Origin of the sequence: Glycomyces sp. NPDC021274, from assembly GCF_040641195.1 — a bacterium.
GTDB lineage: Bacteria > Actinomycetota > Actinomycetes > Mycobacteriales > Micromonosporaceae > Glycomyces.
In genome coordinates this window covers 469,233-489,264 of record NZ_JBFADC010000001.1, presented here as the reverse complement: position 1 = coordinate 489,264, position 20,032 = coordinate 469,233, and the positions used below count along the sequence as shown (strand labels likewise).

Annotated in this window: 22 protein-coding genes; 16 read left to right on the top strand and 6 right to left on the bottom strand. The window is 70.5% G+C overall.

Annotated features, from left to right (window positions below; translation table 11 throughout):
* Positions 1-10 precede the first annotated feature (10 nt).
* Genes AB0I03_RS02180 through AB0I03_RS02145 form a run of 8 tightly spaced genes read left to right on the top strand, consistent with a single transcriptional unit; the run spans position 11 to position 5,234 of the window.
* Positions 11-334, top strand: coding sequence for a hypothetical protein (locus AB0I03_RS02180; protein WP_360404990.1), 324 nt, complete (start codon positions 11-13; stop codon positions 332-334).
* A gap of 56 nt (positions 335-390) precedes the next feature.
* Positions 391-2,457 carry a hypothetical protein gene (locus AB0I03_RS02175; protein ID WP_360404988.1) on the top strand — a complete coding sequence of 689 codons (2,067 nt, stop codon included), beginning with the start codon at positions 391-393 and terminating at the stop codon, positions 2,455-2,457.
* A gap of 60 nt (positions 2,458-2,517) precedes the next feature.
* Complete coding sequence (locus AB0I03_RS02170) at positions 2,518-2,919, top strand: hypothetical protein (RefSeq protein ID WP_360404986.1); 402 nt, start codon at positions 2,518-2,520, stop codon at positions 2,917-2,919.
* A 2-nt stretch (positions 2,920-2,921) separates the two neighbouring features.
* Positions 2,922-3,248 carry a hypothetical protein gene (locus AB0I03_RS02165; RefSeq protein WP_360404984.1) on the top strand — a complete coding sequence of 109 codons (327 nt, stop codon included), beginning with the start codon at positions 2,922-2,924 and terminating at the stop codon, positions 3,246-3,248.
* A gap of 42 nt (positions 3,249-3,290) precedes the next feature.
* A complete protein-coding gene (locus tag AB0I03_RS02160; RefSeq protein ID WP_360404981.1) occupies positions 3,291-3,788 on the top strand; it encodes a hypothetical protein in 498 nt (165 codons plus the stop codon).
* Positions 3,781-4,404 (top strand): ADP-ribosyltransferase, encoded by a 624-nt coding sequence (locus AB0I03_RS02155; RefSeq protein ID WP_360404978.1) that lies wholly within the window; start codon positions 3,781-3,783, stop codon positions 4,402-4,404. The genes AB0I03_RS02160 and AB0I03_RS02155 overlap by 8 nt, the downstream gene beginning before the upstream one ends.
* Positions 4,404-4,649 carry a hypothetical protein gene (locus tag AB0I03_RS02150; protein ID WP_360404975.1) on the top strand — a complete coding sequence of 82 codons (246 nt, stop codon included), beginning with the start codon at positions 4,404-4,406 and terminating at the stop codon, positions 4,647-4,649. The genes AB0I03_RS02155 and AB0I03_RS02150 overlap by 1 nt, the downstream gene beginning before the upstream one ends.
* Before the next feature lie 6 nt (positions 4,650-4,655).
* Complete coding sequence (locus AB0I03_RS02145; protein ID WP_360404972.1) at positions 4,656-5,234, top strand: ADP-ribosyltransferase; 579 nt, start codon at positions 4,656-4,658, stop codon at positions 5,232-5,234.
* 6 nt (positions 5,235-5,240) lie between these two features.
* On the opposite strand, the gene AB0I03_RS02140 is transcribed toward AB0I03_RS02145, so the two are convergent.
* Positions 5,241-5,816 carry a TetR family transcriptional regulator gene (locus tag AB0I03_RS02140; RefSeq protein WP_360404969.1) on the bottom strand — a complete coding sequence of 192 codons (576 nt, stop codon included), beginning with the start codon at positions 5,814-5,816 and terminating at the stop codon, positions 5,241-5,243.
* Between the two features lie 84 nt (positions 5,817-5,900).
* On the opposite strand from AB0I03_RS02140, the gene AB0I03_RS02135 reads away from it, so the two are divergent.
* Together AB0I03_RS02135 and AB0I03_RS02130 are read left to right on the top strand one after the other, a co-directional pair.
* Positions 5,901-6,485 carry a dihydrofolate reductase family protein gene (locus AB0I03_RS02135; protein ID WP_360404966.1) on the top strand — a complete coding sequence of 195 codons (585 nt, stop codon included), beginning with the start codon at positions 5,901-5,903 and terminating at the stop codon, positions 6,483-6,485.
* A gap of 5 nt (positions 6,486-6,490) precedes the next feature.
* A complete protein-coding gene (locus AB0I03_RS02130; protein ID WP_360404963.1) occupies positions 6,491-6,988 on the top strand; it encodes an anthrone oxygenase family protein in 498 nt (165 codons plus the stop codon).
* Between the two features lie 77 nt (positions 6,989-7,065).
* On the opposite strand, the gene AB0I03_RS02125 is transcribed toward AB0I03_RS02130, so the two are convergent.
* Complete coding sequence (locus AB0I03_RS02125) at positions 7,066-9,126, bottom strand: PhoX family phosphatase (protein ID WP_360405903.1); 2,061 nt, start codon at positions 9,124-9,126, stop codon at positions 7,066-7,068.
* Positions 9,127-9,468: 342 nt separating this feature from the next.
* Between AB0I03_RS02125 and AB0I03_RS02120 the strand changes: the two genes are divergently transcribed.
* Positions 9,469-11,379: a beta-L-arabinofuranosidase domain-containing protein gene (locus AB0I03_RS02120; RefSeq protein ID WP_360404960.1), complete on the top strand. Its 1,911-nt coding sequence runs from the start codon at positions 9,469-9,471 to the stop codon at positions 11,377-11,379.
* Positions 11,380-11,420: 41 nt separating this feature from the next.
* A complete protein-coding gene (locus tag AB0I03_RS02115; RefSeq protein ID WP_360404957.1) occupies positions 11,421-11,753 on the top strand; it encodes a TfoX/Sxy family protein in 333 nt (110 codons plus the stop codon).
* On the opposite strand, the gene AB0I03_RS02110 is transcribed toward AB0I03_RS02115, so the two are convergent.
* The gene (locus tag AB0I03_RS02110) at positions 11,754-12,443 is read right to left on the bottom strand and encodes an NUDIX domain-containing protein (protein ID WP_360404954.1); all 690 of its coding nucleotides are present in this window, start codon (positions 12,441-12,443) and stop codon (positions 11,754-11,756) included. It lies immediately after the preceding gene.
* Between the two features lie 144 nt (positions 12,444-12,587).
* Here AB0I03_RS02110 and AB0I03_RS02105 point away from each other — a divergent pair, with 144 nt between their 5' ends.
* Together AB0I03_RS02105 and AB0I03_RS02100 are read left to right on the top strand one after the other, a co-directional pair.
* The gene (locus AB0I03_RS02105) at positions 12,588-13,466 is read left to right on the top strand and encodes a phosphorylase (protein WP_360404951.1); all 879 of its coding nucleotides are present in this window, start codon (positions 12,588-12,590) and stop codon (positions 13,464-13,466) included.
* Between the two features lie 37 nt (positions 13,467-13,503).
* The gene (locus AB0I03_RS02100; RefSeq protein ID WP_360404948.1) at positions 13,504-15,279 is read left to right on the top strand and encodes a hypothetical protein; all 1,776 of its coding nucleotides are present in this window, start codon (positions 13,504-13,506) and stop codon (positions 15,277-15,279) included.
* 75 nt (positions 15,280-15,354) lie between these two features.
* Here the strand turns inward: AB0I03_RS02100 and AB0I03_RS02095 are convergent, their stop codons facing one another.
* Positions 15,355-16,599 carry an endo-1,4-beta-xylanase gene (locus tag AB0I03_RS02095; protein WP_360404945.1) on the bottom strand — a complete coding sequence of 415 codons (1,245 nt, stop codon included), beginning with the start codon at positions 16,597-16,599 and terminating at the stop codon, positions 15,355-15,357.
* Positions 16,600-16,860: 261 nt separating this feature from the next.
* Here AB0I03_RS02095 and AB0I03_RS02090 point away from each other — a divergent pair, with 261 nt between their 5' ends.
* Both AB0I03_RS02090 and AB0I03_RS02085 read left to right on the top strand, forming a co-directional pair.
* Positions 16,861-17,274, top strand: a complete 414-nt coding sequence (locus AB0I03_RS02090; RefSeq protein WP_360404942.1) for a hypothetical protein — start codon at positions 16,861-16,863, stop codon at positions 17,272-17,274.
* A 122-nt stretch (positions 17,275-17,396) separates the two neighbouring features.
* Positions 17,397-18,092, top strand: coding sequence for a methyltransferase domain-containing protein (locus AB0I03_RS02085; protein ID WP_360404939.1), 696 nt, complete (start codon positions 17,397-17,399; stop codon positions 18,090-18,092).
* 44 nt (positions 18,093-18,136) lie between these two features.
* Here AB0I03_RS02085 and AB0I03_RS02080 read toward each other — a convergent pair whose 3' ends face one another.
* A complete protein-coding gene (locus AB0I03_RS02080) occupies positions 18,137-18,802 on the bottom strand; it encodes a response regulator transcription factor (RefSeq protein WP_360404936.1) in 666 nt (221 codons plus the stop codon).
* Positions 18,799-19,911: a histidine kinase gene (locus AB0I03_RS02075; protein WP_360404933.1), complete on the bottom strand. Its 1,113-nt coding sequence runs from the start codon at positions 19,909-19,911 to the stop codon at positions 18,799-18,801. The genes AB0I03_RS02080 and AB0I03_RS02075 overlap by 4 nt, the downstream gene beginning before the upstream one ends.
* Positions 19,912-20,032 lie beyond the last annotated feature (121 nt).

Here is a 20,032-nt window from a genome sequence, read left to right as displayed (position 1 = left end):
AGGCGACCTCATGGCCGAACGAGTAATCGACACCGAAGCGCTCGAGGAGTACCGCACCCTCGTCCGCGAGCAGCTGGACCACCTCGAATCCCTCATCCCCCGGATGGAGCACGGCCAGCGCCTCGGCCTCCTGCCCGCGTTCGGGCAGCTCGACGCCTCCGCGACCGCGCGCACCGGCTACCAGGCGTTCCATCAGACCACTTGGGACAATCTGCAGGACCTCCGCGAGGCGCTGCACGGGATGATCAAGACCCTCAACGACTCCGCCGACCTCGCCGAGGAGGCCGACTCGACCTCCGCGGACGAGATGGACGGCTATGCCGGCCTGCTCTAGCGCGCCGCGCCCCCAGCCCACACCTGAACCCTGAGGCAGAGAGCGAGTAGCCGCCAATGTCCGAAGAGGACCAATTCGAGCGCACCGACTACGGGAAGCTCAACGAAGGCCAGAGCAGCGCGGACTTCACGACCGCGCAGAACGATCTCAAAGTGGCCCCGCAGTGCAGCCATGACGCGTGCACCAACGCCGTCGAGGACCCGGCCGAGCCGGCCTGGGTGAAGCTCATGTCGGCGGTGCCCGTGGCGACCCAGATCGACAGCCTCAAGGCCTCGCGCGAGGGCACGATGATGCTCCCCGAGGGCAAGACGATCCAGAGCATGGTCGCCTCGATCCGGCCGCAGCCCGAGGCGGACTACGCGCTCGACACGATCCGCGACGAGTGGGTCGAGTTCCAGGAGGCGTTCGCGTCGATCGCGCCGAAGCTCAAGGAGGGCCTGGCGAGCCTCTCGGGCTTCTGGAAGGGCGACGACTTCGACGCCTTCGAGGAGCAGGCGGAGACCGTCCTCAAGAACTGCAAGACGGTGAGCGGCGACATCGCGGGCGAGGACGGCAACGGCGGCGTGGTCAAGCTGCTCGACGACAAGCAGGCCGAGATCTTCGAGCAGCAGGGCGGCACCTCGTGCGTCTACCCCGCGCCGAAGTTCTACATGCAGGGCACCAGCTGCGGCTCGCACCAGATCCACATTCGACCGCCGTTCTTCAAGAACTGCGAGATCCACAAGAACGACGAGATCGCGAAGGCGGTCGAGCTCGCGGGCTTCGACCCGACGGTGATCGACGAGGTCCAGGAGGGCCGCGAGACCACCTACAACCGGTGGATCGAGTACGTCAACGCCAACCCCGAGTACGAGGTGGACGGTCTCAAAGGCGAGGAGCTGGCCCGCAAGAAGGCCGACGAGTACGCCGACGAGCGCCTGATCTCCTTGGGCGCGAAGGGCTCCGACCAGCTTGAAGAGGAGGCCGCGCGGGTCAACGAAGAGGTGACCGAGCGGCACGCGAACGTCGAGGCCCATGTCCAGGAGATCGCGCCGGACGTGCGCAAGGGCGAGCAGACCACGTTCAACGACGGCGAGACCGACAAGTTCGACCCGCCGGAGCTCGACACGGGGGACGGCGGCGGCATGCCGGACCTCAATGGCGCGGGGATCGACGACCAGGCCCCGCCCGGGACCCTGCACTCGCTGGGCACCGGCCCGGACGCGAACGGCCTGAACGAGAACGGTCTCAACGGCAACGGGCTGGGCGGCAACGGCTTCAACGGCGGCGGGAACCCGCCCGGCGGCGTCAACGGCGCCGGCGACCTGAGCTCGCTGAACGACGAGAACCCGTTCAAGGCCACCGACCCCGACGACCTCACCGGGAGCGGCACGAACCTCCCCGCGGGCTACAACGGCGGCGGCGGCCTCGACTCCCTGGGCGGCAACGGTTTCGGCCCGAACGGCGGCGGCGCCCCGCCGGGCGATTACACGGGCGGCACGGGCCTCGAAGGGCTCGACGACAACCCCTGGAACTCGACCACCGACCCTGACGACGTCTCGGGCGGTCTCGCCGGCGGCGGACCGACCGGCCTGCCGCCCAGCAGTATCGGTGGCGGCAGCGGGCTCGGCCCTGGCAGCAGCCACCTTCCGCCCCCGATGGCGACCCCGGCGCCGAGCGGGACGCGCGGCATCACGCCGCCGCGCTCCTCGGGACCGCGCAAGCTGGACTCCGGCCGCGGCACGGGACTCAATCCGAACACGGGCGGCACCGGTCCCCGCAAGCTCGACTCGGGCCGCTCCTCGGGCGGCCTCACCGGCAAGGGCTTGGGCGGCACCAGCGGCGGCGGCGCGCCTCCGGGCTCCACGGGCGGCCGGGGCAGCGGCCTCGGCTCAGGGACCGGCGGCGGTCGCGGCCTGGGCGGCGGCATCGGCGCAGGCGGTGCGGGTGCCGGTGCGGCCGGCGCAGGGGCGGGCGGCCGCGGTGCGGCGGGCGCGGGCGGCATGATGGCCCCCGGCGTCGCGGGCGGCGGCCAGCGTCCGGGCGGTGACGACAAGGAGATGGAGCGCCAGTTCTGGATCGCCGAGGACGAGGACGTCTGGGGCGGCGGTCCCGAGGACGAGGAAGAAGACCCCTACGCGTAGCCCCTACCGCTGCAAGCCATTCCAACGCAACAGTAACCGCAAGAGAAGCCGGAGTCCCAATTGTTCAGTGAGGACAAGATCGCCGAGCAGCTGGCGGCCGCGCGCGCCGAGTTGAGCGCCGCCGCCCAGACCCAGGTCGGCCCGCCCGAACCCGTCACCGTGGAGAACGAGAAGGGCCGCATCCGCATCACCGTCGGCCCGGACGGGCGCCTCTCGGAGCTCATGGTGAGCGCCAGGGCGATCCGCGACGGCTCCGACGACCTCGGCCCCGAACTCATGCGGCTGGTCAACGAGGCGCTCGACAAGCACCGCGAGCACACGGTGACGGACGAGCCGGTGCCCGACCTCAACGCGATCAACGAGCGGTTCGCGGAGATGCAGGACCGCTCGCTGCGCAACTTCGCGGCGATGAGCCAGCAGATCAGCGAGACGATGGCCAAGCTGCAGAACCGGGCCTCCTGACCGTGGCCGGGCTCGACCTCACCCCGGAGCTGATGCACCGGTCGGCCGCGGACATGGACGCGGTCAAGGAGCAGATCCAGGCGCTCATCGACAAGTTCAACGGCAAGGTCGCCGAGTACGCGGACGCGTTCGGCGGCGACGAGATCGGCTCGCTGCTGGGCGTCGCCCACGAGGCCTGCACCGGGGCCCTCAACGAGTGCTTCACCACCAACATCGACGAGATCGCCCAGTTCGGCCTGAACATCCGGGAGATGGCCGACGGGCACGCGGCGAACGACGAGGAGATCGGCAAGATCTTCGACCAGCTGCTCGGCGAACTCGGCAAGTGACCGGCCCACCCCTCTACCGCTGCGGCGAAAGGCATTACGGACATGGGACTCGACCTGCCCCCTGAGGTCGCGGGGCTCTTCAGCGCCATCACCGGCTCGACCTGGCCCGAATCGGACGAGGAGTCGCTGTTCCGCCTGGCGGGGGAGTGGACCGCGATGGCCGACGAGCTCGAACCGCTCATCGCGCAGCTCGACCAGGCGGCGCGGACGCTGCCGGAGCACAACAGCGGCGCGGACATCGACGCCTTCCAGACCCGCTGGGACGGTGAGGAGGCGGCCGTGCGCAACCTCGCCGACGCCGGTGATCCGTCCAATGTGATCAACATCGGCCTCACCGTCGGCGCGGGCCTGGTGCTCGCCCTCAAGATCCAGATCATCGTGCAGCTCGTGATCCTGGCGATCCAGATCGCGCAGGCGATCGCGTTCGCGGCCGTGACCTTCGGGGCCTCGCTGGCGCAGATCCCGATCTTCAAGAAGATCGTGGGCACGATCATCGAGCAGCTGATGGACATGGCGGTCAACCGGGTCCTCAATGGCTAGGCGCACGCCCGGCGCCGGCGCGGCGGGCGCGCGGCTCGTCTCCGGGGTGCTGAGCAACCCGCGGACGTTCCCGCCGGGCGGCACCCTCCCCGGCGCGCGGGCGGTGCCCGCACCGACGCCGACCCCCACGCCCCCGCCGACGAGGCCGCCGTTCACCAAGGACGACGAGAAGGCCGTCCACTTCTACACCACGGACGCCTACCGCCCCTTGAACAACTACCTGCGCGACCCCTCCAGCGTCACCGACCCGGCGAAGCGGGCCGAGTTCGACCGCCAGGCCGACTGGATCTCGCAGGGCCTCTCGCACCTGCCGCCCGACCCCGGCACGACCTACCGGGGCACCGGCCGGGGCCCGTTCCTGGACCGGTACAGGGTGGGCGAGGTCGTCGAGGAGCCGGCGTTCTCCAGCTCGTCCAAGGACCCCGGCGTCGCCCAGGGATTCGCCGGTCCGAACGGCGCTATCTTTAAGATCGACGGCAAGAACGGCCGCTACATCGAGGACTACACGGATTTCCCGGGTGAGGAAGAGGTCGCCTTCGACCGGGGCACCCGCTACGAAGTGACGAACCGCGTCGAGCACGGCGGACGCCTGTTCATCGACATGAAGGAGCAGTGATGAGCGACCAGCCCCGCGAGCAGGGCGCCGAGGACGAGCCCCCCGCGTGGGTCCGCGACTTCCTCGAGCAGGAGCAGGCCTCCGAGCCCAAGGAGGTCGACCCGGACCGGGCCTGGAAGTACGCCCAGCCGCTCGGCTTCAACGAGGACGGGACGCCGGTCCACCGGCTCACCCGCGAGGAGCGCCGCCGGATCGAGGACATCCGCGAAGGCCGCGTCACCGTCGACCCGCCCGAGCAGGACTAGCCCCGCATGCCCAAGAAGACCAAGGGCGGGGGCGGCTCGGGGATCGTGGGCACGCTCGTCGACAGCAGCCGGAGCATGCGCCAGGCCCAGGGGCTCGGCCCCGGGCACCTCAAGCCGTTCACCGCCACCGACCACGGGGCCATCGGCAAGTACTCGACCGAGCGGTTCGACGAGATCAACAAGCACCTGCGGGACCCGTCCTTCGCCAAGTCGCAGCGGCAGCGGGACGAGCTCGACGCGGACGCCGCCAAGCTCTCCAGCGCCTTGGAGAAGCTGCCGGTCCACCCCGGGACGACCTACCGGGGCACCGCGGGCGGCCCGTTCCTGGACCGGTACAAGGTCGGCGACGTGGTGGAGGAGAAGGGCTTCCTCAGCACCTCGAAGGACGAGGGCGTGGCGGGCACCTTCTTCAAGGACAAGGGCGCCTTCTTCACGATCGACGGCGCGAGCGGGCGCAACATGACGAAGTACTCCAAGATGGAGTGGCAGCAGGAGGTCGTCTTCGACAAGAGCAGCCGCTTCAAGGTCACCGGTCGCGACGAGCGGGCGGACGGCTCCCACATCTCCTTGGAGGAGCTGGACTGACGCCGCCTACTGCGGCGGCACGATCTGGTCGACCGCCGCGGAGATGAGCGCCGCCGCGCGGTCCTCGCCGAACACGTCCGGGAGCGTCAGCCGCTCCAGGATGAGCCAGCTCAGCGCGAGGTAGAGCATCACGACGGTGTCCGCGTCCCCGGGCATGCCCGAGGCCAGGTGGAAGTCGATGTTCTCCTGCACGTTGTCGCGGATCTGCTTGGTGAGCACCTCGCGCAGCTCGGGGCGGCGCGTGGCCTCGAGCCGCAGCTCCAGCATCGCCAGGTACCCGGAGCGGAACTCGGTGATCCGCTCGACCATCTCGTGCATGAGGCGGTCGACGGACGCGCGGGTGCGCGGCAGCGCGAGCGCCTCGCCCACGATCGCGGGGCCGGGGTCGAGCCGCTGGAACACCCGCTGGCCCGCCTGCATCAGGAGCGCATCGCGGTTGGGGAAGTAGTTCGAGGCTGTGCCGATCGGCACACCCGCCTGCGTGTCGACGGCCCGGAACGTGAGCCCTCGCGCCCCTTGATCTGCGAGGACTTCGATGGCGGCGTCGATCAGGGCCGTGCGGCGCTCGGGATTCTCGCGCATTGGTCCGCTCCTTCGGTTGACACCACTTCATGTGTAGTGGTAAGTTCAAACCACTTCAACCATAGTACTTCAAACGGAGTGTGCATGCGCGAGCAGAACCGCGAACTGACCTACTACATCGGCACGTCACTCGACGGCTACATCGCCGGCCCGAACGACGAGGTCGAACCGCTCATGGCGTTCGCCGACGTCCACGAGGCCATCAAAGAGGAATGGCCCGAGACCGTCCCGACCCACATCCGCCCTGCGCTCGGCATCGCCGACGCGCCGAACACCCACTTCGACACCCTCCTCATGGGCAGGCGCACTTACGATCCCGGCCTCGCCGTGGGCGTCACGAGCCCGTACGCGCACCTCGAGCAGTACGTCTTCACCCGCAGCCTCGACGCCGGCACCGACAAGGACGTCAACTTCGTCGCCGGCGACCCGCTCGAGCTCGTGCGCGTACTCAAAGCGCGCGAAGGCAAGGGCATCTGGCTCTGCGGCGGCGCGAACCTCGCCTCGGCGCTGATGTCGGAGATCGACCAGATCATCGTCAAGCGCTACCCGGTGCTCTTCGGCGGCGGCATCCCGATGTTCGCCGGAGCCTTCGCGCCGGCGGCCTTTAGGCTCACGGGGAACCGCGCCTTCGATTCGGGCGCGGTGATCCAGACCTACCGAAAGGCGTAGCCCCCGTGCGACTCCTCCAACTCCTCGCGCTCCTCGCCTCCGTCCTCAGCGTCGGCCTCATGGCCGGGCTCTTCACCGGGTTCTCGTACGCGGTGATGCCCGGCCTGAAGGTCCTCGACGACCGCGGCTGGATCACCGCGATGCAGCAGATCAACAAGGTGATCCTCAACGGCTGGTTCATGACCGCGTTCCTCGGTTCGGTGCTCTTCACCGGCGCGGCCCTGGCCCTGAACTGGTTCTCCGGGGACCGCGCCGCGTCCCTGTGGATCCTGCTCGCCCTCGTGCTGGCCCTGGTCATGTTCATCGGGACCATCGCGGTGAACGTGCCGATGAACGACCGCCTCGAAGCCGCGGGCGACCCGGCCGCGATCGGCGACCCGGCCGCGCTGCGCGCGAGCATCGAGTCCCGTTGGATCGCCTGGAACACGGTGCGCGGCGTGGCGGCGCTCTGCTCGCTCCTGGCCCTCGCCTGGGCCCTGGTCGTCCACGGCCGCAGCTCCTGAGCGCGCACGACAGCCGAACAAGCCGCGCACGACAACGGGGCGACCATCGCTGGTCGCCCCGTCTTGCGTTGCGTCGCTTAGCAGCCGATGCTGCCGAAGCGGTCCTTCACCACGTTCACGACGGACGGGCGGGGGAGGGCCCCGTCCGGGCCGTCGGGCCACTGCGAGGCGGGGGTCTCGGCGCTCGCGCCGTCGATCTCGCCCGGGTGCTGCACGGCGACCAGGATGTGGCGGTCCTGGATGACCGGGCCGCAGGTCTCCGCGCCGATCGGCACGGTGAGGAACTGCTTGGTCAGGCCGCGGGTCGCGCCGGTGAGCGAGACGCCGAAGAGGCCGTCGTTGGTGCCGAGGGCGTTGCCGTCGGTGGAGATCCACAGGTTGCCCTGCGGGTCGAACGCGACGTTGTCCGGGCACGAGATGGGGCTGACCTTGTCCTTCGGGTAACCCGCGAAGTACGTGCTCGGGTCCTCGGGGTCGCCGCAGACGAGCAGCAGCTTCCAGCCGAACTTGACGGCCGCGACGTCGCCGTGCCGCTCCTCCAGCTCGAGCACGTGGCCGTGCTTGTTGCCGTTGCGCGGGTTGGCCTCGTCGGCCGCGGCCTTGCCGCTGGTGCCGCGCTGGGTGTTGTTGGTGAGGGCCGCGTAGACCTTGCCGGTCTTCGGGTTCACCTCGACGTCCTCGGGGCGGTCCATCTTGGTCGCGCCGACCTTGTCGCCCGCGAGGCGGGTGAACACGTAAACCTCTTCGGCGGTCATGCCGTCCACGAAGGACTTGTCGCCGCTGGCGAGCTTGATCCACTCGCCGGAGCCGTCGAACGCGCCGTCCTCGGGGAGCGCGCCGCTGCCGTCGAACTCCTCGGCCGGGCTGTCCCCGGTGAACTTCGCGACGTAGAGCGTGCCCTCGTCGAGGAGCTTGCGGTTGTGCTCGCGCGCGCTGCGGCTGGAGCCGGACTTCATCTTGTGCTTGGAGACGAACTTGTACATGTAGTCGAAGCGCTCGTCGTCGCCCATGTACACGACCACGCGGCCCTGGCGGTCCACGCGCGGTCCGGCGCCCTCGTGCTTGAAGCGGCCCAGGGCGGTGCGCTTGCGCGGGGTCCAGTCGGGGTCGTACGGGTCGAGCTCGACGATCCAGCCGAAGCGGTTGGGCTCGTTGGGCTCCTGGAGCACGTCGAAGCGCGGGTCGTACTGCTCCCACTTGCGCTCGCTGGCGTTGCCGCTGAGGCCGTAGCGCGCGAGGCGGGCCTTCGCGGTCGGGTCCGCGACCTGCCCGGCGTTCGCGAAGTACTGGTTGAAGTTCTCCTCGCCGGAGAGGATGGTGCCCCAGGGGGTGACGCCGCCGGCGCAGTTGTTCAGGGTGCCCAGCGCGAGCGCGCCCTCGGCGTCGGCGGTGGTCTTCAGCAGGTCGCTGCCGGCCGCGGGTCCGGAGAGGACGAACTCGGAGGTGGCGGTGATGCGGCGGTTGAGCTCGTGGCCCACGACCGGGGTGAGGTCGCCGGAGCGCTTGTCCTCCTTGAGGACCACGACGGAGAGGCCGTGCGAGGCCCAGCCGATCTCGACCTGCTCGCGCGTGGGCGCGGCCGAGTCGTAGCCGTAGTGCATCATCTCTTCGCTGGTGTACTCGTGGTTGGCCACGAGCACCTTGGTGCGCCGCTCGCCCGGGAGGTCGAGCAGGGCGAGGAAGTCGCAGTTGTAGCCGAACTGGCCGGCCGCGTCCTCGGGGGTCTGGCCCTCGGGGTCGAACTCGTTGACGTCGTCGAGGATCGGGTCGCCCCAGCGGATCACGACCTGCTGCTCGTACCCGTCGGGGATGACGACGGCGTCTTCGGTGTTCGGCGCGACGGCGTCGAAGCGCAGGCCGCGCGGCACCGAGCCCCAGAACGCGGAGGCCTGCGCCTCGCTCTCGGAGGCGTAGGCGGCGTTGCCGAGCGCCCCCGCGGCGCCGGCGCCCGCGGTCACGACGACACCGGCCTTGAACAGGGAGCGGCGCGAGACGGCCGAGGCGATGAGGTCGCCCATGTAGGGGTTGTCCGAGGTGTTCGGCACGGGGTGGCTGCAGGCGTCGCCGCAGCGGTAGAGGCAGGTCAGCTGCGACCGGCCGCCGATGTGGTCGGACAGCAGCGGCAGCTTGCGCCGCATGGCGGCGTCACGACGATTCATTTGGGACTCCTATGGCAGTACGTCCGGAACAGGATCGCCGATGCGCGGTTCGGGGCGGCGGATCGACGCGTTCCGATTCCGGAGGCTATGCGCCACGGGTACCCCGCTCGCCAACCGTAAGTGAACGGAAAATGAAGGAGCGCTCTCGGATTGCGCACCGGACTGCGCATCACCACCTGGTTTCGGAAACGTTTTCGGAGGGTCATCGGCGAGGGGGCGTTCCGCAGCATGAGACCCATGTACCGGTAAACGACGGCCCCGGGTAGCCTGACCGAAAACCTTTTCCGTCCCCTTCGTTCTCCTACCCCTGAAGGAACCGCCATGCCCGCTCCGCACCGGACCTCCCTCCACCTCGCCGACGTCGCGATCGCCGACGAGTTCTGGTCCCCGCGCCGCGAGACCGTGCGCACCCGCACCATCCCCCACCAGGAGACCCGCCTGCGCGAAGGCGGCCAGTTCGCGGCCCTGCTCCTGGAGCCCCGCAGCCACGACGGCGACGACCGCGAGCGCTTCCCCATCTTCTGGGAGTCCGACGTCGCCAAGTGGATCGAGGCCGCCAGCTACGTCCTCGCCACCGGAGACCACCCCGAACTCGATGCGGCCCTTGACAAGGCGATCGAGCTCCTCGCCGGAGCCCAACAGGAGGACGGCTACCTCAACAACTACTTCACCGCCGTCAAACCCGGGAAGCGCTTCACCGACCTGCGCGACGCGCACGAGCTCTACTGCGCCGGGCACCTCATCGAAGCCGGCGTCGCCCACTACGAGGCCACCGGCAAGACCACCCTCCTCGGCATCGTGCGCCGCTACGCCGACCTCATCGCACGCGAGTTCGGCCCCGGCGGCCTCTGCGAAGGCGGCTACGACGGCCACCAGGAGATCGAACTCGCCCTCGTCAAGCTCCACCGCGCCACCGGCGAACGCCGCTACCTCGACCTCGCGCTCCTCCTCACCGACAACCGCGGCCGGGCCCCGTTCTACTTCGACGCCGAAGCCGAGCGCCGCGGCGACACCGGCTACTTCGGCGGCCACTGGAGCCCCGGCGGCGCCTACGTCCGCACCAGCCGCCGCGACCGCGAGTACAACCAGTCCCACGCCCCCGTGCGCGAGCAGACCGAGGCCGTCGGCCACGCCGTCCGCGCCATGTACCAGTACAGCGCCATGGCCGACCTCGCCCTCGAACTCGGCGACCAGGGCCTGCGCGACGCCTGCGAACGCCTCTGGGACGACCTCGTCACCACCAAGCTCTACGTCACCGGCGGCATCGGCGCCGACCCCTCCATCGAGGGCTTCGGCAAGCCCTACGACCTCCCCGACCACACCGGCTACGCCGAGACCTGCGCCGCCATCGGCCTCGTCCTCTGGGCCCACCGCATGATGGTCCTCACCGGCGAGGCCGAGTACGTCGACGTCCTCGAACGCGCCCTCTACAACGGCGTCCTCTCCGGCGCCTCCGCCGACGGCACCAAGTACTTCTACGGCAACCCCCTCGCCAGCGACGGCACCGTCGAACGCAGCGACTGGTTCGACTGCGCCTGCTGCCCGCCCAACCTCGCCCGCCTCCTCACCTCCCTCGAGCAGTACGTGTACGTCGCCGACACCGACGGCCTCTACGTGAACCTCTACGTCACCGGCAGCGCCCGCCTCGCCCACGCCGGCCGGCGCGTCACCGTGACCCAGGAGAGCGACTACCCCTGGGACGGGAACATCACCCTCCGCATCACCGAAGCCGAAGCGCCCCTGCACATGGCGCTGCGCCTGCGCCTGCCCGCATGGGCTCCCGGAGCCGCAGTGCACGTCAACGGCGAACCCGCCGGCTACCGGACCGAACGCGGCTACGCGGTCGTCGAGCGGACCTGGACCCGGGGCGACCGCGTCGAACTCACGCTGCCGATGGCCCCCGTCCTGGTCCGCGCCGACCCCCGCGTCACCGCCGCCCACGGCAAGGTCGCGATCCAGCGCGGCCCGATCGTCCACTGCGTCGAGGAGATCGACAACGCCGCGCCCGTGCCGCGCCTCGTCATCGCCCGCGGCGGCGCACTGCGCACCGAGCACGCCGACGGACAGGACGCGGTCATCGCCGAAGGCCTCGTCGACGGCCCCGCCGCGGACGGCCTCTACAGCAGCCGGCCCACGGCGGCCGAGCCCACCGCCATCCGCACCGTCCCGTACTACGCCTGGGCGAACCGCGGCAAGGGCACCATGGCCGTGTGGATCCGCGAGGCCCCGTAGGTTTCCCGGCGATTGTCGGTGGCCTGTGGCAGCCTGGCCGCATGGCTTACGACGAGGCGCTGGCGGACCGGGTGCGCGAGATCATGGACAACCGGCCGTACGTGACGGAGAAGAAGATGTTCGGCGGGCTGGCGTGGCTCGCGCACGGCAACATGGCCGCCGCCGCGCTCGGCGACGGCGAGGCGATGGTCCGCGTCGACAGGGACGAGTACGAGGACCTGCTGCGCGAGCCCGGCGCGCAGGAGATGGTCATGAAGGGCAGCCCGATGCGGGGTTGGATCCGCCTCGACGCGGCGACCTGCTCCTCGCCGGACCTGCTGCGCCCTTGGATCGAGCGCGGTCTCGCCTACGCGGAGTCCTTGCCGCGCAAGTGATCAGCGTCCGGCGGCGAGTGGCAGCGGGAGCCGTTTGAGGCTGCCCGCCGTGTAGAGCGCGGCGGGCCGGCCGCCGTCGCGGGTGGTCGTCTCGCCGGTGGGCTCGAGGAACCCGTCGATGCGGGTGACCTTGCGGTGGAAGTTGCCGGGGTCCAGTTTGGTCTCCCAGACGATCTCGTAGACGCGGCGCAGTTCGGCGACGGTGAACTCGGTGTCGCAGAAGGCGGTCGCGTCGGTCGTGTACTCGAGCTGCCGCCGGGCGTGGGCGGCCGCGTGCTCGAGGATCTGGACGTGGTCGAACGCCAGGGGCTCCTTGAGCGCCCGGTCGACCGGCAGCCACTGGGTCGAGGCCGCGTCGCCGCCGGGGCGGTCGGGCCCGGGGTTCGGGACGAGGGCCGCGAAGGCGACGCTGATGACGCGCCGCCGCGGGTCCCGGTCGGGCAGCGAGTAGACGCCGATGTTGCTCAGGCGCGAGGCGGACTTGGGGACCCCGGTCTCCTCGAACAGCTCCCGGGCGGCCGCCTGCTCGACGGTCTCGTCGGCCTCGACGAACCCGCCCGGCAGCGCGAGCCGCCCCTGGAACGGCTCGTTGGCCCGCCTGATGAGGAGGACCGAGAGCGCGCCGTCGCGGATCGTCAGGATCGCCACGTCGGCGGCCACGAAGCTGCCCGGAATCGTGCTGTCGCTCAAGGTGGTCCCCTTATTGACGTCTTGACAATTACTGGCGCGGCGATATACGCTCGCTCTTGTTGTTGTATCAACAATAACTGATCCGAGCAAGGCCGCCGCGCCGATCAGGCCCCGTGCGGCCCCCGCCACCTCTTTGGAGGCGCCATGACCGACCTGCCGACCGCCGTCCTCTGCACCCCGATCGACCTCGAGCGCCGCGCAGTGCTCGACCTCCTCGCCGGGCACGAGTTCACCGACCGCGAACTCGACGGCCACCAGTACCGCGAGACCGAGTACGAAGGGCCCAAAGGGATCTGGCGGCTCGTCCTCGCCATGACCGGCCGCGGCAACGAGCGCGCCGCCGCCTCCGTCGAGCACGCCCTCGCCGCCTGGCGCCCCCAGATCCTCGTCCTCTGCGGCATCGCCGGGGGCCTGCGCGACGCCCGCATCGGCGACGTCGTCGCCGCCACCAAGGTCTACGGCTACGAGGTCGGCGAGGACACCGACGCCGGGACGCTCCCTCGCCCCGAGTCCCTCTCCACCTCGTTCCCGCTCCACCAGCGAGCCCAGCTCCTCGCGGAGGACGCGGCCTGGGCCGGGCCACTGGACGCCCGCCCGCGGGTCTTCCACCGCCCCATCGCCTCCGGATCCAAAGTGGTCACCGGCAACGCCTCGGCCGCCGCCGAGCACCTCCGGCGCCACAGCGGCGACGCCCAGGCCGTCGACACCGAGAGCTACGGCGCCATGGCCGCCGCCGACCGCCGCCGGACCGTCGACGCCACGGTCGTCCGCGGCATCTCCGATCTCCTGGGCGACAAGACGAAGGAGGCGGACAAGCTCCGCCAACCCCTCGCCGCCCGCAACGCCGCCGCGTTCGCCCTCGCCCTCATCGCCCACTCCAAGCCGAAGCACGCCGACATCCGCCGCCTCGCCGGCGGCGTCAGCAACACCTACATAGGAGCGGTCGGCAACGGCGCGAACGCCAACGTGGCCGCCATGGGCGACAACGCCCACGGCCGCATCGACATCGAATACCGGACGTGATCCCGCCCCGCCCCGCAGAGAAAGGCGACACCCCCCAATGTCGACACCGCCGACTCCCCAGCCGCCGCACCAGTCCGGGCCGATCCAGGCACTAGCGCCGCCCGACACCGTTCCGCCCGGACCGCCCCCGCAGCAGACCGCCGTACCGCCCCGCCAGCCCGCCCGCAAGAACTCCGCGACCCAGCACCTCTGCGCCGCCGCCTACCTCGACCGGTACTTTCGCAACGCGGTGCTGGACGAGGTGTACGACCGCCCCGACCGGGCCGTCGCCCCGAACCCCGGCACCGACGCGGTACCCATCCTGCGGCACATCAAGAGGGCCCGTTCAATCGACCTCGCCCAGCAGGGCATCCTCGCCGCGATCCTCCTGGTCCTGCTCTGCATGGGCTTCTGGATTTGGTTCTTCCTGGCCTTCGCGCTGTGCATCTGGGCGCTGATCGGCCTGCCCGTGCTCCTCGCGGAAGCCCGGTCGCCCATGCCGACGGGCACGATCTCGGCCGCCGTGGTCACCAAGGTCAACTGGGTGCGCGTCGGCGCCTTCGCGGTGGCGGTCCTGGTGGCCCTGCTCCTCTTCACCATGTACCTCAACTCACTCCTTGCCGAGTCGCTGCTGAGCGGGGTCAACGGCGGCCTCGCCGTGCAGGAGGACCGGCCCGGCAGCGCCTCGGTGGCCGCCGCAGACTCGGGCTCCTCCGGGCCGGGGGTGTTCGTCTTCTGCCTGTTCCTCATCGCCGCAGTTCCGGCGACCTGCGGCGCGTTGCGCGCCCACAGCCTCATGTCCATCCCTGAAGAGCTCGAACCGGCCGGGCCGGTCGACGCCCGGACCGGGTTCATCGGCATGGCGCAGCGCTCGCCCGTGGTCACGTACCACTCCAGCCGAGCACCGTTCGTCGGCGCCGGGATACCGCTCGCCACCTGGCAGCTGGCGATGACGCTGCGCCCGGCCGACGCGCCGGCCGGGGGAGGGACGGCGATGACGATCGATCCGGTCGGACTCGGCCGCACCGTCAAAGCCCGGATCGAGCAGCTCGGTGCGGACTCGCCGATCACGAGGCGGCTGCCGGGCCTCGCGCTGGGCGACCACGTCTACGTGTCCGGCAGGGACACCGCCACACCGGTGTTCCACGCCCACGAGCTGCTGCACTCGGGCTACCCCTTCGCGACCGTCGAGCAGGTCCAGGCCGATCCGACGACGCCGGTGCGGCACTACCTGCGGTGCACGATCGACTCGTGGGGCGGCGAGCTGATCACCACCGTGTTCCTCCACTGCGCTCTGCAGGGCGAGACGCTCTACGTCGAGTTCACCAGTTGCGTGCTCCCCCCGACGCCGGAGCGGTACCACGTGTTCGGCAGCGGCAGCTCCAAGGAGCGGGCGATGTTCCTCGCGGTCGTGCGCGGCATCGCCGCCCTGCCGTTCGAGTTGCTGCGCAGTCCGTTCGACATGATTCGCGAACTCGGGCGCAGCACCTCGGGTGCCACGAGGAGCGGCGTGAAGCTGGGCGCCGGCGACCACGGCGCGCTCGCGAGCGTGCGCGAGTTCGGCACGGACATCGTCGAGCAGAACTACTTCCAGTACCGCGACTCGGTCAAGTACATCGAGATCCTGGAACGCCAGATCCTCGACGCCCTCCTGGACTACCTGCGCGCGAACAATGTGGACGTCAGCGAGCTCGACGAGCGCGCCAACACCATCGTGAACAACGGCGTCATCAACTACGGCAAGCTCCAGACCGGCGCCTCGGGCGCCGGCTCGAGCGCCAACGTCGGTTCGGTCGGCGACGGCAGCCGGGGAACGGTGAACGGGTCCAAGTGATCGCGGCGCTCGCCGGTCCCGAACGGGTCCGCCGAGCGCCGCTCAGGGCGTCGTGTCGCGGGGCGGGTGGCACGCCTAACCCAACGCGACGGTCAGGTTCGCAGTGCCCTTCTCCTCCAACTTGAACGCGGCCTCGCGCCCTTCGGCCGCGATGCGGTAGTCGCCGAGGAAGCCGTTGAAGCGCAGGCGGCCTTCGTGGTCCGTGGCGAGGGTGGTGGCGGGGGTGCCCCACTCCTCGTTGACGAGGTGGTGCAGCCGGTCGTACGAGGGCTTGGGGGTGCCGTCGAGGCGCACGAAGCCGCCTGGGGCGCCGAGCCACATGCCCTTGTCGAACATGCCCCAGTAGGTGACCGCCTCGACCGAAGGATGCGCGAGCAGCGTCCGGTAGTGCCGCTCGATCTCGTCGGCCTGCCGGGCTTCGCCTTCGGGCGTCGAGGGCCAGGAGTCGACGACGTGGTCGTTCAGGTCCTCGATCTCGGGCGGCATGGGCTCGCCGGAGAGGATGGTGGTCTCGGTGAAGTGGATCGGCAGCCCGTAGCGGGAGAACCGGTCCAGGATCGCCTCGGTCTTCTCCTCGCCCCAGTAGCCCTGGTGCATGTGGCTCTGGAGGCCGAGCGCGTCGATCTTGACGCCCGCTTCGAGGACGCCCTCGATGAGGCATTCGTAGGCCGCGGACATGTCGAAGTCGTTGAGCAGCAGCACCGCGTTCGGCCCGGCCTCGCGGGCGGCGTCGAAGACCATGCGCACCATGGGGATGCGGCCGATGTCGCGGCAGATGCGGGTGATGCCGTTGTCGTACTTGTCGAAGATCGGCATGATGACGACCTCGTTGATGACGTCCCACATGTCGATGACGCCGGCGAAATCGCCGACCTCGCGCTTGATGCGCTCGACCTGGACGCGGGCGATCTCCTCGTTCTCGAGGTCGAGCAGCCATGGGGCGCTGACGGTGTGCCACGCGAGCGGGTGCCCCTTGACCGGGTGGCCGCGGTCGGCGAACCACTGCGCGGCCTTGCGGAGCGGCTCGGTGGCGGGCTTGCCGCGCTCGGGCTCGAAGCGGCCCCAGTAGAACGGCAGCGTGGCGAAGTTGAACAGGCCCTCCCACAGCTCGGCGTTCCGGGCGTCGGCCTCGGGGTCCGCGGAGGTGCCGTTGGCGTGGTCCATCAGCTCGAACCCGGTGCAGCCGAACAGGAACCGGTGCCGGGTCTGCTCGAGCCGGACCTCGCGCCCGGCGAGCGGCTCGCCGTCGAGGGTGATCGTGACGTGCGCGTCGGCGCTCCGGTGCTGCCTGATCCGATCGTCGCTGAAAGTTTCAGTCATTTTGGGGCTACTTTCCATGGAAGTTTCAACGCCATGTATTCCAGCAGTCCGGAGGCCCGGAGTCAAGGGGACTTTCTTAAAGGCTCGCGCACCGTGGGATCGTTACCAAAATATTCGGCAGCGCGGCAACCTCCGATACACGTGTGCGCGTTCTCAGTGCGGCAACGTCGTGTGACGCGGATCCCCCTGCTGCGCAGTGTGTCTGCGACACCTCACTCCGTAGTCGAACGGAGTGGGAGCCTTAGTCAAGAAAGGAACGCAATGTTGCGAAGTCGAATCGCCGCCGTCATGGCCGCGCTCGCCGTCTCACTCCTCGCCGTCCTGGGGATCGCCTCCCCGGCGGCGGCCGCCTCTGAGATCAACTACGCCGTGGACGCCGACTGGACCGGTTCCTGCACCGACCGCCGCTACACCCCGAACGTCGACGGCTGCTTCCAGTCCAACGGCGACGACCTGTGGGTCAAGGACAACATCGCCAACGGCTACGGCGTCAAGCTCCGCTGGTACGACCAGGACGGCACCCGCTCGGGGGAGTGCATCGACACCCTCGGGAAGGCCAAGGCCTGGACCTACTGCAACAAGGACTTCCCGGAGAACCACACGTTCAGGTGGTCCCTCTGCTGGGACTCCGCGAACGGATGGGACTGCACCATCTGGTACAGCAGCGAATCCTGATGTGATCCCGGCGCGCCGGTCCGCACTGCTCGGCGCGCCGCGCACCAGGGCCGGTCGATCCGCGAGGATCGACCGGCCCGAAAGCAGTGGCGCGGCGGCTTCCGTCCCGGAATACTGTGCCGATGCCCCGGGACACCGCTTATCACGGCGCGCTCGGCGACGCCTTCGCCGCACACGCCGCCACCGGCGCGTACAACGCCTACATCGACCGGCCCGCGATGCTCGACCTCGCCGGGGACGTCAGCGGGCAGCGGGTCCTCGACCTCGGCTGCGGCGCAGGCCTGTACGCGGAGGCGCTGCTCGAGCGCGGTGCGGCGGTCGTGGGCGTGGAAGGCAGCGCCGAACTGCTCGCCCACGCGAAGGAGCGGGCGGGGGAGCGGGCCGAGCTGCGCCGCCACGACCTGGAGCTGCCGCTCGACTTCGCCGCGGACGCCTCGTTCGACATGGTCCTGTGCGCGCTCGTCATCCACCATCTGCGCGACCGCGCCGGGCTGCTCGCCGAGGTCTTCCGCGTCCTTAAGCCCGGCGGGCGGTTCCTGGTCTCGACCACGCACCCGGCGGCCGACTGGAAGCACTTCGGCGACTCGTACTTCTCGGAGTCATGGGTCGACCTGCACGTACGCGACGGCGTGCCGCCGATCCACTTCCAGCGCATGACGGTCGAAGCGCTCCTGGGCGAACTGCTCGACGCGGGCTTCACCCTCGAGCGGCTCGTCGAGCCCCGCCCGGTCCCCGAACTCGAGGCGATCGACCCTGAGGCGTTCGCGAAGCTGAGCGTGCGCCCGTCGTTCCTCGCGGTGCGGCTGCGCCGTCGCTAGACCCGCTCGCCGTCCCTAGACCGCTGTGCCGTCTGCGGGCCGTCTTAGTCCGCGAGCCCCGCGTCGTTGACCAGCAGCGCCAGCTGCACCCGGTTGTTGAGCCCCAGCTTGCTCAGCGCGGCCGAGACGTGCGTCTTCACCGTGGGCACGCTCAGGTGCAGCGCCGCCGCGATCTCCGCGTTCGAGCTGCCCCGGCCGACCTCCACGGCGACCTCGGTCTCGCGGTTGTTCAACGCGCCCAAGCGCTCCCGGGCCTCAGTGCGACGGTCCGCGGGAGCGCCGCCCGCGACGATGCCGATCAGCCGCCGCGTCACCTCGGGCGAGAGCACCGGCTCCCCGGCCGCGACGCGCCGCACCGCGGCCACGATCGCGGCCGGCGGCGTGTCCTTGAGCAGGAACCCGCCCGCCCCGGCGCGCAGCGCCCGCTGCACGTGCCCGTCCGCCTCGAACGCGGTGAGCACCAGGACCTCCGGCGCGTTCGGTGCGGCCCGCAGCCGCTCGGTCGCGGTCAGACCGTCCACACCGGGCATGTGCAGGTCCATGAGCACCACGTCCGGACGCAACCGCGCCACCAGCTCAGGCACCTCGGTGCCGCTGCCGGCCTCGCCGACCACGTCGAGGTCCCCGGCGCCGCCGAGGATCATCCGCAGTCCGGCGCGCACCAGGGGATCGTCGTCCACGACCAGGATCTTCACGGGCAGCTCACTCATGCGGTCCAGGGTAGCCACGCGTGCACCCGCCAGCCGCCGTCGGCCGTCGACCCGTACTCGAGCCGCCCGCCCGCAAGCGCGGCCCGCTCCTCGAGGCCGATGAGGCCGTGGCCGGATCCGGAGGCGGGCCCGCTGTCGCGGCCCGGCCCGTTGACGACGGTGACGCTGAGCCCGTCCTCGGCCCGTCCCTCCACAGTGATCATGACCGGTGCGTCCTCGGCGTGCTTGCGGGCGTTGGTGAGCGCCTCCTGCACGATCCGGTAGGCGGTGCGCCCGGAGCGCTCGGGCACGTCGCCGTCCACGTCCTCGGCCAGTTCGATCCGCATCGCGGGCCGGGCCTCCTCCACGAGCTCGCGCAGGTCCGACATGCGCGGCTGCGGCAGCTCGCCGATCGGGGCGCGCAGGATCGCGATGATCTCCCTGAGGTCACGCATCGCCAGCTGCGACTGCTCGCGCACGACCCCGGCCGCGCGGGCCAGCTCCTCGGGCGGGGCGTCGGGCCGGTACTCCATGCCGCCCGCGTGCAGGCTCAGCAGCGAGAGCCGGTGCCCGAGCATGTCGTGCAGCTCGCGCGCGAGCTCGTCGCGCGCCCGCTGGCGGGCCCGCTCGCGCTCGTCCTGCTCCGCCTGGGCCGCACGGGCTTCCAACTGCCGCCGGTAGCGGGAGAACAGGCCCCATCCGGCGACGGCGGCGTGCAGCGACACCCCCAAGGCGATCGACGCCCCCAGGCCCAGCTCCTCGGGCCTGAGCGTCATGTACACGGCCGCCGACGCCATCGACCCGGCGTACACCCACGCCGCGGTGCGCAGTGGCCGGCGCACGACCACCGCGTAGAGCATCACCAGCAGCGGGAACGCGATGGTCTCGGAGTACGTCGAGGCGAGGATGAGCGGCACGGCCGCCTGCGTCGGCCAGCGCCGCCGCATCCACAGCAGCGGCAGCGCCAGCAGCCCGGTGGCCATGTCGACGTCGAACAGCCAAGGGGGCGAGGGCATCTCAGAGGCCAAGCGCTCTCCGGCGATGAACAGGTAGGCGAACACGCCGATGGCGAACACGCCCAGGTCCACCGCCACACCGCGCGCGCCGCGTCTCGCTCTCTCGCCGCTCATGGGCCCGAACCTATCCGCCCCGCGCCCGCGCGGCGAGCACCGCCGCCCGATCCGATACTTTCGTCGGCCCGGAAGGTCCCTCGGTCGCGGCCCGGACCCGCGGCGCGATGCCTTGGACGGG